The following is a 16,266-nucleotide window of genomic DNA, read 5'->3' on the forward strand; positions in this document are numbered from 1 at the left end:
TCAACTACCATCGCCCCCATTCAGCCGTTGGGAACCAGCCACCCGCCAGCCGACTCCACACCGGCGTCACCAACGTCCAGGCCTCATACAGCTAGCTGGTTGAGAACGGCGGTGGAATCGGGAGCCAGCGCAGGCCGGTCGATGTAGTGCTGTTCGGTGGTGGAACTGTTGCGGTGTCCGGCCTGCCGCTTGGCCTGGTCAGGTCCGAACTCTTCGGCCACGGCGGTGAGGTTGGTCTTGCGGTAGGTCTTGGGAGTGATCCAGGCATAGATGGTGCCGCGTGCGGCGCGCCAGGTGCGGCCGAAGTTGTGAGGGTCGCGCCAGCCGCCGCGCCGCGAGGGGAAGAGCGGAGTTTCGTCGTCGGGATCCCAGTCGTCGGCACCGAGTGCCCGCAAGGTCTCGATGGTGAATGTTGGTAGTACGACGGTGCGGTACCCGGCGTCGGTCTTGGTCCACTCCTGCCGGTACAGCCCGACTCCGGTCACACGGACGATGGTGCCGCTGATGGTCATCTCCCACGGAGTGGCGGATCTGTCGACATCGCAGCGACGGAACGCGAGGCATTCGCCTGGGCGCGCTCCGGTTCCCAGGAGTATGTCGGCGGCGTTGAGGATGTCGGGGTCGCGTGCCGGGCCGCGCGTGTAGGCGGGTGTACCGGGGATTGCTTCTCCGGCGAGCCAGGTTTCGAGCTGGGCGCGTAGCCCGCTGCGGGTTGACTCGTCCATCGCTTTCGGTCTCGTCTTTTTGCGTTTGATCTTGCCGACTTCGCGCATGGGGTTCTCGCGAATCGCTCCGTGACGGACGGCCAGGCTCATCATGCCGGTGAGGATGATCTTGTGGCATTGAGCTTTGCGGGTGTGCCCATTCTTCTGGATCATCTTCAGGTGAGCGTCCAGGTAGGAGGTATCTGCCTCGAATAGCCGCACGCCGTTCATTGCCGTTTTGATCTTCACTGTCTCTTTGCGCGCCCGTGGGTCATCGGAGGGTTCGATCTCCTCTCGATACCATTGCAGGGTTTGCGGGGCCGTTGTCTCGTCCAGTCCCATTTCCTCGAGCCAGAGGTCCGCCAGTACGGGAATCAGCGTGTTTCGGGTGACGACCCCGCTCCGCTGACGCCCCTCGGACTTCACCCGTTCCTGCACGACTTCGATAAGACGGTGCTCTGCGCCGGTTCTGCTGGCTCCCCACCCTTCGACCCGGACGGTCTCTCCACTATAGGAGCGGTATCGAGCCCGCGCCCGGTATTGTCGCGTCCCAAGTTTCGTGCAGCTGATCCTGCCGTATGTTCCCATTGCCAACGCCTGCCGAGGCATACCTTCAGCACCTTTCCACACTGTTGATCTACAATCCGAATCCGGCCGGATTCACGCACTTTCTCCGAGTTCGAGCTGCGCTTCTTCCCAGGCGAGGAGGTCGCTGAATCGATATCTCCGATATCTGCCCATTCGAGCAAAGCGAGGACCCTTTCCGAGCGAGGCCCAGTTCGCGAGAGTTTTCTCAGGGATCTTCAATCGCTGAGATACTTCCTCGGTGCTGAGCCAATGGTCCGCCAGCGAATTCTTAATACCTCCAATTTCTTGTGACGGGTCTATATTCACGCTCGATATCGCCGTATGGTCAAGCGGTGCGGTCGAGTTTTTTTCCGATCTGCGGCTGTTCCCCCTGTTTCGGTATTTGCGCACGGACGGGTCCGGTCCGTTTGCCCGATGTGGGACAAGTGCACCGCCCGCCTGGATCGACCTGTCCGGCGTTGCTTTCGACGTGGTCAAGTCACCGGTCGCCTTGCGGGTGGGGGTCATGGCAGTGGCGCCTTCCGCTGCTCAGATGTCTCCGTGCCGGGGCTCGCAGGCATCGCGACCAGCGGCGCGCCGAGGTCGACATCGGAATCCGCCTCGTGGCCGTTCATGGCGAGTTCGCCGAGGTCGGTGGTGATGAGCGCGTTCTCGGGGCGGGAGGCCAGAGATCCGAACACCGCGCGGTCGGTGCCGCCGACGGCGAGCAGCCCCGAGCCGCGTGCGGCGGTGAGCAGGAATTGCTGCTCACCATCGGAGAGGTGGAAGGCGGTGGCGACCTCGTCGATGGCTTGGGGTGCCTGGCGCAGCAGGACTTGTGTGGCGGCGTTGGACACGATGGCGCGCCCCAGCTCGGTCGAGCACACGTCCGCGCAGTCCTGGGTGGCGACGGTCAGTCCGGCCCAGTGTTTGCGGAAGCTTTTCGCCGCCCGGAACAGGAACTGGGCTCCGGCGGGCTGGCGCATGAGCAGCCATGCCTCGTCCACGGTGATCATGCGGGGCCGCCGCTGTGCCGGGTTCGATACCCGCCGCCAGGTCGCGTCCAGCACGAGCAGCGTGCCGATGGTTTTCAGTTCCTCGGGCAGCTCTCGCAGCGAGAACACGATCAGCCCGCCTTCGGGCTCGGTGGTGGTCGGCCCGTCGATCAGCCCTGCGTAGGCACCCGCGCCGACGTAGGGGTGCAGCCCGGCGGCCAGCTCGGTCGCGGCGGGTGAGCCGAGGCGGTCGAGTTGGTCGCGTAACCCGGTCAGGGTGGGTGCGGGCCGGGTCCAGGTGGCGGGGTCGTCGGTGATCCCGGCGGCGGCGTAGGTCGCGGCCAACGCGGCGTCCAGGGCCGCTTTCTGCGCGGCGCTCTGCTCCTTGAGCAGCACTTGGGCCAGGGTGTGCAGGAAGAGTTTGCGCCGGGTGAGTGCGTCGGCGGGGGCGCTGCGGCGGCCGTCGGGGCGGGTGTGGACCTCCAGATCGAAGGGGTTGATGCGCACGCCGGGCGCGCCGAGGCGCAGGTGGGTGCCGCCGACCGATTCGGTGAGGCGGCGGTATTCGTCCTCGGGGTCGATGACGACCTGTTCGATCCCGCGATAGAGCGCTCGCAGGATCTCGGTTTTGACCAGGTAGGACTTGCCCGCGCCCGAGCGGCCGAGCACGACGAGGTTGTGGTTGTGGGCCTCGGGGCCGAATCGGTCGACGAACAGCAGCCCGGAGGCGGCGTCGCGGCCGTAGAGGACACCGTGGGGGCGGTCGGCCTGGGCGGGGTCGGGGGCGGGCAGTTGGGGTGAGTCGAAGGGGAATGCCGCGGCGAGGGCGGTGGTGTCGAAGGTCCGCTGTACCCCGATCAGGTCCATCCCGAGCGGCAGCGTGGTCGCCCAGGCTTGAGCGGCGCGGTAGGACAGGGTGCAGGTGTCCACGAGCAGGCTCGCGGCCAGGGCGCGGACGGCGGCGACCTCATCGGTGAGTTCGGTTTCGGTGGTGGCGTGCACGGTGAGGTACACCCCGACCCGGAACAGGCGTGCTTCGGCGCGGGCGACTCGCGCGGCCAGCTCGGCGGCGTCTTCGACCGCGACGTCGATTTGCGGGTCGGTCAGTCGGCCCCGGCTGAGATCCTGCATGCGGGAGGATTCGAGGCGTGCTTGCTGGCGGCGCAGGCGGGTGGCGGCGGTGGCCGGGTCGACGGGCTCGATGTGTACCGCGACCTCGACCCGGCCGGGGTGGGACAGCAGCGGCGCGAGCCAGCCTGCGGTCACCTCGCGCGGGTAGCCGGTGACCGCGAGCGTCGAGGTCCAGTCCGACCCGATTTCGAGGTGGCGGGTGCCGATGGTGAGCGATTCCGGGGCGAAGCGGTCCGTGCCTTCACCGAATGGATCCGGTGTGGGGGTGCCGGGGTCGGTGGTGATGATCGTGTCGGCGGCGGTGGTGTCGGCGGCGGCCGAGACCAGGCCCTCGGGGTTGGTGCAGCTGGTCAGCACGGCGGTCGCGGCCATCGGGTCGAGGGCGGTGACCGAGATACCGAGGGGGGACAGGACGTCGGCGGCCTCGCTCATGCGGCGCAGCAGCCGGGACTCGGCCGCCCGGCGGGCACCGTGCGATGGTGTCCGCCGGGCGTGGCCTCGGCTGGGCAGCCGCACGGCCAGCCCGGTCGTGGCCAGGGTCTGGGTCTGCTCGCGCCAGACGAGCAGCACTTGGCGGTGGGTCGGGTTCTCGCGGGCGGCCAGCTCGGCGAGATGATCGCCGTGATCGACGGCTGCCGCGGCGAGGTCGGGCGACATCTGCTCGGCGGCGGCGTACAGGCCGGTGATGTGCTCGCTCAGGTCGAGGCGCGCTGAGCGAACCAGGATCTGTACCGGCTGGCGCAGGGTGTGCAGCCAGCCCGCGAGCTGACCTACCAGGCTGTCCTGTTCGGCCGGGGTCCGCAGGCTCAGGTTGAGGGTTCCGGCGACCGCGATGACGGCGAGGCCCTCGGCGCCGAGGTCGATCACGCCGACACCTCCACCTACGCCACTGTCGGCCACCGATTCCGGGAGCCGCGCCGCCTGCGCGGTCATCGGGGCTGGGGTCGAGGGGCGCGACCGGGTCGTGCGGGCACGGGCGGTGATCCATCTCGGGGATGGCTGCAGGCGGTTCTTGACGAGGTGGCGTGGCCGGAGGCGGTGGCCGATGGCGGCCACGAGCAGCAGGTCGGCAGACATGCCGTCGCGGCGATTGCAGACCGCGACCGCGACCACGACGAGCACCGGGGCCGCGAGGGCGGCGAACAGTGCCGGGGCGATGACCGTTCGGGTCGCGGCCCAGCCCGAGTACAGCAGCAGGGCGGTGGTGGCGAGGACGGCGAGCTGGCGGGCGGTGAAGGGCCCCAGGATGCGGTCGGAGCGGTCGACGTCGGCGGGGATGCGCACGAGGGTGCTCATCGCAGGGTGCCTCCTCTCGGTGGGCGTGGTGCGCGGCGGCGCACGGGCAGGTCGGGCATGGGCAGATGTAGCTGCCGCCCGGCCGGGCGCGCCGGTGCTGGCGGCTGTGGCGGGTTCGGTGGCGGCGGAGCGGGTCTGACCCGGGTCACCGGGAACGGCAGCGGGTACTGGCCGCTGCGGGTCGGGCGGAGACGGGCGTAGGGATCGGCGGGGGCGGGCTCGGTGAAATCGAAGGCGAGCTGTTGAGGGGTCGCCCGGCGGCCGGGACGCTCCGGTGGCGGCGCGGCCGGTGGCGTGGTCCGGACCCGGCGCACCGGGATCGGGAGCGGGTACTGGCCCCCGGCACCGGCGCGGATGCCCCGGTACGGGTCCGGTGGGGTGAAGTCGAAGGCGAGTTGGCGTCCCCTCGGTGTCCGGGCGGGGCGCGGCGGCGGTGTTCCGGTCGCCTCGGCCGGTGCGGGACCGGGTTGGCGGGCGACGCGCCGAACCCCTTCCAAGGGGAGCATCAGCTGCCCGTCTCGGGTCGAGCGGACCCGCGCGAACGGGTCGGAAGCCCCGGAACCGGCAGCCGTGCGAGGCGCTCGCGGGGTACGCGCGGCTCGCGGGGTACGCGGTGCGGGTACTGCCGAGGCGGCGGTCCGGGAGCTGTTTGCCGAAGTTCCTTTGAGCAGGCCGAGGGTCTTGTAGGCGATGAATCCCCGCGCGATCGACCCGACGAACGAGCGGCCCTGGCCGATCTTGAGCACCGACAGCAGCCAGAACGGGGTCTTGATCAACAGGAACATCAGCGCCAAGGCCACGATCGTGTCCGCGATCTCGTTCGCGTCCGGGCCGAAGAGGTGCCATCCGCCGGGGGTGAGCAGCACCCGCAGCACGGTCACCAGCGTCAGCGATTGCACGACCTGGATAGCCAGGCAAGCCGCGAACGAACGCCACCACCAGCGCGCTACTCCGTCGATGCCGGGCAGTGCGTGACACATTAAGGCCAGTGGTGCGGCGACGATCAGCAGGATCGTGATGGTGACTCGTACGACGTAGCTGATGAGCAGCACGAGCAGCATCACCACCAGCGCCAGGTTCAGCAGCAGGAAGAAGCCTCGGCTCTGGTTGCCGGTCACCGCGAGTTCGGTCAGCGCTCGGGCGGCTGAGCCGGAGTCGACACCGTCTCCGGCGACGGCCGCGGCGAGGGCGTTGGCGAACCCGATCGCCGCCGTGGCGATGGTCATGCTCACCGCCCCGGTGAGGAACCCGGCGGCCAGCCGGGGCGCGAGTTCACGGATCGACCAGCTGGTCTGCAGGGTCTCCCGTGCCATCAGCAGCACCCCGGCTGCCATCACCACCAGCACGTACAGGGCGGTCACGAGTTGCCACGACCGGTCCCACAGCACCCCGATCTGCGGTATCGCGGCGGGCTCGGGAGTTGTGAGCAGTGTCTTCGACAGCAGCTCGAGCAGCGGGTTGAGCGCGGTCTCCACGATCCGCTGGAAGAAGCCGTCGATCGCGTTCTCCACGCACCCGTTGATGTCGGTGACCCCGCATTCGGCCGACCCCGCCCCTGAGTCCGCGCCCGGTCCGGGCGGCGGGGTCGTGGTGCCGGGTGTCGTCGGGACGGGCAGGGCCGAACTAGGGGTGGACGGCGGAGTCGCCCACCGGCTCGGCGGGGTGGTCATGGTCAGCGGAGTGGATGGCGGGGCGGGTGTGGTGGGGCTCGGAGTGACCGGCACGGTCGGTGTCACCGGCTGGGCGGCGGCACCGGCAGCGCCGAGAACGGCGATCAGAGCCGCGGCGAGCACCGCCGCTACAGCAGCGGCGACGGTGCGCGGGGCCGCTGAGAACCGGGCGGGTGCGGGCGGGGCCTGTGCCGAGGTGTTCACGGTCAGGCTCCGATGATGGACTTGAGCACGGCGACGATGACCGGTGCCAGCATCGCCAGCGCGTAGCCGAGGCAGGCGGCACGGAAGGCGGTCTTGGCCTTCTCGATCTCGGAAGGGTCACCGCCGCCGAGCAGATAGCGAGCACCGGCAACGGTCAAAAACAGCGTCGCCAGTCCGGCGAGGATGCCGACGATCCAGTTGCGTGCGTTGTCGATCACCTCGCTCAGCGAGGAGGCGATGGCCAGGACGTCGGTGTGCGGTGGTGCTGCCGATGCCGATCCGGCGAGCAGGACCAGTAGCGCCACGGTCGTGCCCAGCATCGCGAGCACTCGCGTCCAGCGCCGCCCGCGGCGAGCCGATGCCTGGGGCGCCGCCCCGAAATTTCCCTGCTGGGTGTTCATGCCGCCACCTGCCCGTGCTCGGTGCCCGACTGCGCCGAGGTCACCGAGTGCCGGTTCGGCCGGCGACCTCGCCGCGGTGACCGGGCTGGTGGTGCGAGGGCGGTGACCGCCTCGGCTTCGACCGTGCTGGTTCGCTCGGGGTCGAGGTCGCGGGCACGGTCGGACAGCCACGCCGCCAGGGCGCGTTCGGCGCGGGGCCGCTGCTTGCGCAGCTTCGACAGCGACACTCCGCGTTCGGCGGCCAGGGTGGTCAGCGAGCGGCCTTCCCATCGCGACGCGGCGATGAGTTCGGCGGCGTCGCTGGTGATCACTGCGGCGGCCACGGCTTGGGCCAGGATCGTCTCGGGATGGCCCGGTTCGGGCACCATCGCCCGCACCCGCTCCCCCAGCGGGGCCAGGTCAAGGTCGAGGTCACCGACCACCGCCGCGCCGCTTCGCTGCTGGTTCGCCGCCTTGAGGACCGCGCGGAAGACACCCCATCTCAGCCGATGCCACACCCCGGGCAGTTCCAGGCCCACACGCGGAAGGTGGAGCAGGAACGCGGTCAGCACTTCGGACTCGATGTCGTGGCGAATGGCGGTATTCGACGTCGCGTACCCACTGGCGGCCCGCGACAGCATCGGCACGGCCAGTCCGGCGCACACCAGCATCGCGCCCTCGTCCTGGGCGCGGACTCGTTCGAGCAGCCACACCCAGATCGCGTCGACCTCGGCCATCGGCGTCGCCGACTCCCACAGCCGCTCACGCAACCCCTCCCACGTCCGCACCGGACCGGTGGGAGACGACTCGGGTGTCGGTACCGGGCGCGGATCGGTGGGCAGCGCCCCGGAGGCGATCTTCTCGAAACCGGACCGCACCACAGCCAGCGGCGAGCCCGGCTTTCCGAGGAGTCCCACATATTTCACGAGGGGTGAATTCGTCACCGCAAATCTCCTTGATCGATCGAAAATCTCCGACCTCACAAGGACACTGAACACCCCTATCCGAAATGCATCCAAACCCTATCCAAACCACGTCCATAAACCATCCGAAACATATCTGAGCCCTATCCCGCAGCGAGATGGCTGATATCTAGCTACCCAACTAACACCCTCAACTCTCGGAGCAACTGTGACAGAGTGACCGCCCTCTAACAGCCAATATGCATGTATGGATAGATCCAAGATATGACTCGGATATGTTTCAGATAGGGCAAGGATAGACCACGGCTCCCACTGAGCAACCGCTAGAAGAATATTTCTCAGGAGCTTTACCTCGCCCTCGCACCGAGCGGCGTTCCAGTCTCGGTTTTCGGGCTCAGGAAGTTCTCAGAAAATAGTTCGGACGGCCGTGTCCCGTTTTCGGCTTTTTGGCGGAAGTAGGCGAGTACACACCGCTCTCTCGCTCAGGAGGCCGTTATGTCCACCGGTTCCCGCCGACCTCGTTCCACTTCCGCTGCCGTGCGTGTCCCCTCGACCCTGTGGGCGCTGGGGCCCGTCCCGCTCGATCCCCGCGACCGCTGGCCCGGCCCGGTCCTGGCGCGGGCGGTCACCGAGTTCTCCGCACCGGGATCGCGGGTGATGCTGGCGGGCTGGCCCGCTCCCACCGCCCGGGGGACGCTGCGGATCATCGAGCCCGACACCGCCGCCGCGCTCGCCGCGGTCGGTGCACTGGACCGCCACGGCCTCGACGCCCCGACCGAACCGACGTGGTCCGGGCAGCCGGTGGATCTGGTCGTGGCCAGCCTGCTCGCCGATCACCTCGACCCGATCGCCGCCGCCGAGCACGTCACCGCGCTCGCGACCGAAGTGATGGCATCGGAGGGGTTGCTGGTCGTTCTCTCACGCTGCCGCCACGACGACTCCGGTGTTCTGGACGACCCCGCCGGTTCCGTCGTCGCCGCCGCCCAGGCCGCCGATCTGCTCTACCTCCAGCACATCGCCGCCGCGCCCGTGAGCGGCACCGCCATCACCGCCACGCCCGCCGACCCGGACCCTTCCGGGCTCGCGCGCCATCGGGTCGCCCACACCGACGTCTTCGTCTTCCTCCAGCCCGCCCATGTCTGACCCCACCCGCCACTCGCCCCGCCCGAACCGCGACCCGAAGGACCCCGCGATGACTTCCGACCACGTCGCCGAGCCCACCGGCTCCGACTCCGCGATCCCGCCCCGGACCGGTTCCACCGCCGCGCCGGTGTCGGTGTGGGCGACGGCCCAGACCGCCCCGACGGCGCAGCGGCGGGGCCGCTACCACCCCGGCAGCACCGCGCACCCGGCGAAGATGTTCCCCGCCATCGTGCAGCACGCAGTCGAGACCTATACCCGCCCCGGGGACCTCGTGCTGGACCCGATGTGCGGGATCGGCACCACGCTTGTGGAGTCGCTGCACCTGGGCCGCCGCGCGGTCGGCGTCGAGTACGAGGCGCGGTGGGCGGAGCTGGCGCGCACGAACATCGATCTCGCTCGCGAGGCCGGGATCGATCTCGACGCCGCCGTCTACCACGGCGATGCCCGCAAGCTGGGTGAGCTGATCCCGGCCGAGCTGCGCGGTGCGGCGAGCCTGGTCATCACCTCCCCGCCCTACGGCGACTCCCTGCACGGGCACGTGCGCGCCAACGGCGCGGACCCGGTCCGCAAGACCAACCACCGCTACGGCCGCGTCCTGGACCGGGGCAACCTCGCCAACGTCGGCCTGGGCCGCCTGCTCACCGGGTTCACCAAGATCCTCGCCGGGGCCGCGGAGTACCTCGCCCCCGGCGGGCATGTCGTGATCACCGCCCGGCCGTGGCGCCAGCACGCCGAGCTGGTGCCCCTGCCGAGTCACCTCTACACCTGCGGCGAGCTGGCCGGGCTCGTACCGGTGGAGCGGTGCGTGGCCTTGCTGGGCCGCCTCACCGAGGGCGAACTCGTGGCCCGGTCGAGCTTCTTCCAACGCGACTTCGTCGTCAAACAGCGCGCCGCCGGACTGCCGATCCACCTCATCGCCCACGAGGACGTCGTCATTCTCCGCAAGCCCGACACCCCGGCCACCGACACCAACGAGCGTCGCCGCGCGAGCGGCCGCTTCCCCTTCGGCACCTCCACGACGCTGCCGTCACGCGATGCCAGCGGCCCGGGATCGGTGGCCGCGTGAACACCGCACCGAACCCCGAACAGGGGTGGCTGGGCCGGGCGCTGATCGCGCCCGGCACGGCGCTGCGCGATCTAGGCGAGGCGATCGGACACGCACTCGGACCAGTGCCCGGCCTGACCGTGGCCGGGGTTGTGCTCGCGGTGCTCGCCGCGGCGCGGACTCTCACCGAGGCGCGTCGGCGCCGGCTGAGTGCGGGTGCTCGCCAGATCACCGTGCTCACCCCGCCCGAGGTCGATGCCAAAGGTGCGCTCGCGTTCTGGGCGCATCTGATCGGGCAGCTGCGCCCGGCGTGGGCGCGGGTGCTGTGGGGGCAGCCGCATCTGGGGTTCGAGTACACCGTCACCCCCGAGGAGGGAGCCGCGATCCGGCTCTGGGTTCCCGGCGCGGTCCCGCCCGGACTCGTCGAACGAGCCATCGCCTCGGCCTGGCCCGGCGCGCACACCGACACCCTCACCCCCGCCCGCCCCCCGCTCCCGGTCGCGGCAGAGGGCGTGCGGCGGATCGTGGCCGGTGGCGAGCTGCGGCTCGGACGCCGCGAAGGGTTGCCGTTGAGTACCGATCACCCCGGTGATCTGGTACGCAACCTGATCACCGCCGCCGACGACCTCGCCCCCGGCCAGGCCACCTGCGTGCAGATCCTCGCCCGCCCGGTCACCGGCCGCCGCGTCGCGCGAGCCACCCGCGCCGCGGCGAGCACCGCTACCCCGGCCGGTGTCGTGACGGGGCTGCTGCGCGAGGCCCTGGACCTGCTCACCCCCGGCCCGAGCGCCACCCGCGTCTCCCACACCGCAGCCGGGGGGACAGGGGCGAGGCACGCCGACCGCCAGACCTCGCTGGAGTACAGCGCCGCCGCCCGTGCGGCAGCGGCCAAGGCGCGGGGAGCGCACTGGGAGACGGTGGTCCGCTACGCCGCCTCGATCCCCGTCCCCGACGACCCCGCCGACGCCGCGCCGAGAGCGCAAGCGCGAGCGGTGGCACGGGGTCGCGCCGATGCTCTGGCCACGGTGTTCGGGGCGTGCACCGATCACAACTTCTACCGGCGGCGTCGCCGCCTGCGCCTTGCCTGGTTGATCGGGCAGCGCCGTCTCGTGCGGGGGGATGTGCTGTCGGTGCCCGAGCTGGCCACGATCGCGCATCTGCCCACCGAGGACGGGCTACCGGGCCTGCAGCGTGCCGGGGCTCGTGCCCTGTCTCCCGCCCCGGAGGTCCCGGTCGGCGGGGAACACACGAAGCCGCTGGGCATGGCCGATACCGGGACGCGCCGTCCGGTCGCGGTCAGGATCGCCGATGCCCGCCATCACCTGCACATCCTCGGCCCCACCGGTGTCGGCAAGTCCACTCTGCTCGCGCGCACGATCCTCGCTGACGCCGACGCCGGGCGCGGGGTGATCGTCATCGACCCCAAGGGCGACCTCGTCACCGACGTCCTGTCCCGGCTGCCGTCGCGGATGGGTGAGCGGGTGGTGCTCTTCGATGCCGACTCCTCGGCTCCGCCGCCTTGCGTGAATCCCCTCGACATCGGCCGGATCGGGCGCGCGGGAATGGATCTAGCGGTCGACAACCTCGTCACCGTCTTCCACCGGATCTTCCACCAATGGTGGGGACCGCGCACCGACGACATCATGCGCGCGAGCCTGCTCACCCTGTGCGCCCAGCCCGGCACCGCCACCCTCGCCGACCTGCCCCGCCTGCTCACCGAGCCCGCCTTCCGCGCCCGGGTCACCCGCACCGCCAAAGACCCGGTCCTGCGCGGATTCTGGGACAGCTACGAGACACTCTCCGACACCGGCCGCGCCCAGCTCACCGGCCCGCTGCTGAACAAACTGCGGGCGTTCCTGCTGAGACCGTTCGTGCGTTCGGCCATCGCGGGCGGACCCAGCACCGTCGAGTTCGCCGACATCCTCGACCAGGGCGGGATCTGCCTGGCGCGCCTGCCGAAAGGCTCGCTGGGAGAGGAGACCTCCCGTCTGGTCGGGTCGCTGCTGGTGGCGCGGACGTGGCAGGCGGTGACCGCGCGGGCGCGAGTACCCGCGGCCGATCGGCCCGACGCGGCTCTGGTGCTGGACGAGGCCCAGAACTTCCTCAACCTCTCGACCCCGATCGAGGACATGCTCGCCGAGGCCCGGGGGCTGCGCCTGTCGCTGCTGCTGGCGCACCAGAACCTCGGCCAGCTCTCCCGGGAACTGCGCGACGGCATCTCGGCCAACGCCCGCAACAAGATCGTCTTCGCCGTCAGCCCCGATGACGCCCGCGACCTGGCCCGCCACACCGAGCCCTGGCTCTCCGAGCACGACCTGTCCCACCTCGACGCCTTCCACGCCGCCGCCCGCCTGCTGGTCAACGGCCGCAACGCCCGCCCTTTCACCCTCACCACCCGGCCCCTGGACCCGCCGATCCCGGGCCGCGCTCGCGAGATCGCCGCCGCCGCCCGAGCCCGGCTCACCGCCACGTCCCCCAGCTCCGCACGGCCCTGACCCGGCCACGCCCCCGAGGAAGGTCCCGAATCGATGATCTCCCGTCCCGACAGGCAAGCCGATACCCGTGCCCCGCGCCCGGCCTGGTCACCGACCACCCGCCCGGAGAACAGCTCGGTGGTACGGGCGCTGACCGGACGCGACCGCTGGATCCTGCGCATGGTCTACGAGCACCGGGTCCTGACCACCGGCCAGCTCGCCGACCTGGCGTTCCCGACCACCAAGATCGCCAGCCGCCGCCTGTCCATCCTGCACACCTACCGGGTCCTGGACCGGTTCCGGCCCCTGCGAGTCCGGGGCACCGCCCCCTACCACTGGACCCTCGCCCCGGCCGGAGCCACGATCCTCGCCGCAGAAGCCGGGGTGAGCGTGCGCGAGCTCGGCTACAACCACCAAGCCACGCTCTCGGTCGCCCACAGCCTGCACCTGACCCACACCCTCGGCGTCGCCGAATGGTTCACCGCCCTGATCACCCACCCCCACGGCGGGCAGGTGTCGCGCTGGTGGTCCCAGACCCGCTGCCAACGGCTCTGGGGCGACCTCGCCCGCCCCGACGCCCACGGCCGCTACACCCACGGCGACGACCTGCTCAACTTCTTCCTCGAATACGACCTCGGAACCACCTCCCTGCCCCGGGTAGCGGCCAAGCTCCACGGCTTCGCCGAACTCGCCCGGACCACCGGGGTCGTCGTCCCGGTCCTGGTGTGGGTACCGACCACCATCCGGGAGGTCAATGCCCGTGCGGCCCTGCGGCGGACGTGGGAGCGGTTACCCGATCCCGACGCGGTACCGGTCGCCACCGCCGCCGCGCAGTTCCTCGGCTCGATCTCCGGGACCAGTCCGGCCGACCGCGTGTGGCTGCCCCTGCACACCGACTCCCACCGCAGGAACCTGCACGAACTCGGCACCGTCTGGCCACGACGGACCGCGCCCGAAGACGGCATCGACTCGGAGTCGAGCTGGGCACCGTCGAGCGGGACCGTCGCTCTCGCCCCGCCGCCCCCGAGTCCCCCGGCGCCGGAGTTCTGGTGAGGTAGCGATGCTGGTCAAGGCACTCGGAGCGGGATTCGGGACGTTCGTGTTCCTCACGGTCGTCATCGCAGCCGTGGTCAGCGCCGTCGTCGTCTTCGACCACGCGCTCGCCCCCGCCCCGGGGACCTCGACCGGCACAGGGACGACCCCTAGTAGCGAAGCCCAGCAGGACATCCCGGCGGAAATGCTCGTGCTCTACCAGGCCGCCGCCGGGGACTGCCCCGGCCTGGACTGGTCGGTGCTCGCCGCGGTCGGCAAGATCGAGACCGACCACGCCCGTTCACCGCTTCCCGGAGTGTCCTCGGGCGAGAACGCCTCCGGCGCGGGCGGCCCGATGCAATTCCTGGCCCCGACCTTCGACTCGGTGACCGGCCGCCATCAGCTGCCCGCTGGCGGTGCGAGCCCGCCCTCGCGCTACAACCCCTCCGACGCGGTCCACGCCGCCGCGTTCTACCTCTGCGACTCCGGCGCACCCGCAGACCTGCGCACCGCGATCTTCGCCTACAACCACGCCGACTGGTACGTCGACCAAGTCCTCGACCAGGCCACCCGCTATCGAGGCGGCGACTGCCTCACAGCCTCGCCGCCGACCCCGACCGCGCAGCGGGTGATCTCCTTCGCCTGCGCCCAGCTGGGCCTGCCGTATGTGTGGGGCGGCAACGGACCCGAGGTCAACGGTGGCTGGGACTGCTCCGGCCTCACCCAAGCCGCCTACCACGCCGCCGGAATCTCCATCCCCCGCACCACCTACGACCAAGTCCACACCGGCACCACCATTCCCGAGGACAAACTCGCCCCCGGAGACCTGCTCTTCTACAGCACCGACGGCGACGTCCACCACGTCGGCATCTACCTCGGCGGCGGCCAGATGGTGCACGCCCCCACCTTCGATGAACCGGTCCAAGTCTCGCCCTACCGCTGGCCCGGCGACGACTACTACACCGCCACCCGGCCCACCCCCGACCACACCGACTCCCGCGCCACCCCTTGATCACCCGAACGGACGGAGAACCCCATGAGCCACCACCTCCACAACACCCGGCGCGCCGCACACCTGGCACTGTGCGCGGCCGTCGCCGCCACCACCGTGACGGCCGGTGTCGCCGCCGCAGAACCGACGCCGGGCCGCGATGGGGCGCAGTGCCCGCGCTGGACCGCGCTGCTGGCACCGGGCACCTACGAGACGACCCCCGCTCAGGCCGTGCCCGGCATCCTCACCCGGCTCGGGCAGTCACTGACCGCTCGCTACGGCAGCGATATCGAGGTCCGCACGCTCGCCCCGACAAGCGACGGTGCCGGTTCGGTGAGCGGAGCCGAACTCACCGCGGTTGTCTCGGCGCTGTGCTCGGACACGCGAGTCGTTCTGGCCGGCTACGGCCAGGGCGCCGAGGTCACCGGCGACCTCGCCGCCAGCATCGGCAACGGGAAGGGACCGATCCCGGCCTCCCGGGTCATGGCCGTCGCGCTCGTCTCCGACCCGCGCCGCGACCCCGCCACCACCCAGCTCGGCACCCCGGTCCCCGGGCACGGCGTCACCGACTCGCGGTCACTGGACTTCGGCGAACTGACCGAGCGGGTCCGCACACTCTGCCTCGACGGCGACAGCTACTGCTCGACCACGCCCGAGTCCTCGCCGGTCCTCACCGCGGTGAGCCGCGCGCTCGCCACCGCCTCCTCGCCCCCGACCGCCACCGCCTCCCCCACGACCACCGCGAAGGTCCCCGCCACGCCGAGTGTGCCTACCACGACCACCGGTACAGCCTGGACCGGGCAGCTCGACCCGTCGCAGGTGCTCGCTCAGGTTGTCATCGTGCTCAACGGGCTCGCCAGCTTCACCGCGAACGTGCCCGCTATCGTGGCCGACCTCGCCCAGCTGCCGGGCCTGCTCACCGCAGGGGACGTGGCGGGCCTGCACCGTGTCTCGGGCGAGCTGAACAACCAGTTCCACCCGTTGGTCGCGGTGGCCGATGGCCTCGATCTGCGTCTCGTGGCCGCTGCGTTGAGGCTGGCCGCGCCGCTGGACACCACCGGGCTCGCCACGATCGCCGCCGAGATCGTCGGAGTTCTGGCCGGACTCGACATCTCCCGCATCGCCACCGACATCGGCCGAGCCCAAGAGATCGCCTGGACCGCCCTGGAAACCCTCACCAAGGGCGACCCCGTCGCGGCCCTTCTCGCACTGACCGGGCTGGCACCGATCGCCGCCGATCTCCTCTCCGCCACCGCCACCGCTTTCACCGGCACCGGGTTCCTCGCCCTCTCTCAGACCTACAGCACCGCCACCACCGCCAGCGCGGGCCCCATCACCGGCACCGGCGATACGGCCGCCCGGAACGGCGATACTGCCGTGTTCGACGCCACCGGCTACGACACCGCAGCCCCCGCACCGACCGACTGGATCGCCCAGGTGATCGACCGCACCAAATAGCACCTGCCACCGGGTCACTGGCCGTTTCAGCCGATAGCGCGGCGGCACAAGTCCGTCACCGGGCGGATCGTGGCGGGCGGCGTCACCGTCACCGCGATTCGGACGAGACACGGATCCGCGAAGTCATGGCGCTGTGACGATCACTGACAGCCGACGGACGGGTGGTGAACTGCGATATATACCGGCCGGTCTCGAAGGAGGGCTACCGCTAGCAATCCAAGATCACCGCCGGTCGAACGTCTTATCGTTGATC

Annotated in this window: 12 protein-coding genes; 6 read left to right on the forward strand and 6 right to left on the reverse strand. The window is 70.5% G+C overall.

Features of this window, described 5'->3' with window-relative positions; all coding sequences use genetic code 11:
• Positions 1 to 83 precede the first annotated feature (83 nt).
• The 6 genes from AB0H71_RS25200 to AB0H71_RS25225 form a co-directional block, all read right to left on the reverse strand.
• Entirely contained in the window at positions 84 to 1,142 is a 1,059-nt protein-coding gene (locus AB0H71_RS25200; RefSeq protein ID WP_357025598.1) for a hypothetical protein, read from the reverse strand.
• A 222-nt stretch (positions 1,143 to 1,364) separates the two neighbouring features.
• Positions 1,365 to 1,799 (reverse strand): helix-turn-helix domain-containing protein, encoded by a 435-nt coding sequence (locus AB0H71_RS25205; protein ID WP_357025600.1) that lies wholly within the window; start codon positions 1,797 to 1,799, stop codon positions 1,365 to 1,367.
• The gene (locus AB0H71_RS25210; RefSeq protein ID WP_357025603.1) at positions 1,796 to 4,693 is read right to left on the reverse strand and encodes a PrgI family mobile element protein; all 2,898 of its coding nucleotides are present in this window, start codon (positions 4,691 to 4,693) and stop codon (positions 1,796 to 1,798) included. The genes AB0H71_RS25205 and AB0H71_RS25210 overlap by 4 nt, the downstream gene beginning before the upstream one ends.
• The gene (locus AB0H71_RS25215; RefSeq protein WP_357025605.1) at positions 4,690 to 6,204 is read right to left on the reverse strand and encodes a hypothetical protein; all 1,515 of its coding nucleotides are present in this window, start codon (positions 6,202 to 6,204) and stop codon (positions 4,690 to 4,692) included. Before AB0H71_RS25215 ends, AB0H71_RS25210 begins: the two co-directional genes overlap by 4 nt.
• Positions 6,205 to 6,569: 365 nt before the next feature.
• Positions 6,570 to 6,968 (reverse strand): pilin, encoded by a 399-nt coding sequence (locus tag AB0H71_RS25220; RefSeq protein ID WP_357025607.1) that lies wholly within the window; start codon positions 6,966 to 6,968, stop codon positions 6,570 to 6,572.
• Positions 6,965 to 7,891 carry a hypothetical protein gene (locus tag AB0H71_RS25225; protein WP_357025609.1) on the reverse strand — a complete coding sequence of 309 codons (927 nt, stop codon included), beginning with the start codon at positions 7,889 to 7,891 and terminating at the stop codon, positions 6,965 to 6,967. The genes AB0H71_RS25220 and AB0H71_RS25225 overlap by 4 nt, the downstream gene beginning before the upstream one ends.
• A 516-nt stretch (positions 7,892 to 8,407) precedes the next feature.
• On the opposite strand from AB0H71_RS25225, the gene AB0H71_RS25230 reads away from it, so the two are divergent.
• The 6 genes from AB0H71_RS25230 to AB0H71_RS25255 are packed head-to-tail and all read left to right on the forward strand — an operon-like array spanning position 8,408 to position 16,013.
• Complete coding sequence (locus tag AB0H71_RS25230; RefSeq protein ID WP_357025612.1) at positions 8,408 to 9,013, forward strand: hypothetical protein; 606 nt, start codon at positions 8,408 to 8,410, stop codon at positions 9,011 to 9,013.
• Between the two features lie 49 nt (positions 9,014 to 9,062).
• Positions 9,063 to 10,079 carry a DNA methyltransferase gene (locus AB0H71_RS25235; RefSeq protein ID WP_357025615.1) on the forward strand — a complete coding sequence of 339 codons (1,017 nt, stop codon included), beginning with the start codon at positions 9,063 to 9,065 and terminating at the stop codon, positions 10,077 to 10,079.
• On the forward strand, positions 10,076 to 12,553 hold the full coding sequence (locus AB0H71_RS25240) for a DUF87 domain-containing protein (protein WP_357025618.1): 2,478 nt from the start codon (positions 10,076 to 10,078) through the stop codon (positions 12,551 to 12,553). Before AB0H71_RS25235 ends, AB0H71_RS25240 begins: the two co-directional genes overlap by 4 nt.
• 33 nt (positions 12,554 to 12,586) lie before the next feature.
• Positions 12,587 to 13,585: a replication-relaxation family protein gene (locus tag AB0H71_RS25245; RefSeq protein WP_357025621.1), complete on the forward strand. Its 999-nt coding sequence runs from the start codon at positions 12,587 to 12,589 to the stop codon at positions 13,583 to 13,585.
• A gap of 7 nt (positions 13,586 to 13,592) precedes the next feature.
• Complete coding sequence (locus tag AB0H71_RS25250) at positions 13,593 to 14,576, forward strand: C40 family peptidase (protein WP_357025624.1); 984 nt, start codon at positions 13,593 to 13,595, stop codon at positions 14,574 to 14,576.
• 24 nt (positions 14,577 to 14,600) lie between these two features.
• Positions 14,601 to 16,013 (forward strand): cutinase family protein, encoded by a 1,413-nt coding sequence (locus AB0H71_RS25255; RefSeq protein ID WP_357025627.1) that lies wholly within the window; start codon positions 14,601 to 14,603, stop codon positions 16,011 to 16,013.
• The last annotated feature ends 253 nt before the right edge of the window (positions 16,014 to 16,266 follow it).

The organism is Nocardia sp. NPDC050697, from assembly GCF_040654395.1.
Classification (GTDB): domain Bacteria; phylum Actinomycetota; class Actinomycetes; order Mycobacteriales; family Mycobacteriaceae; genus Nocardia.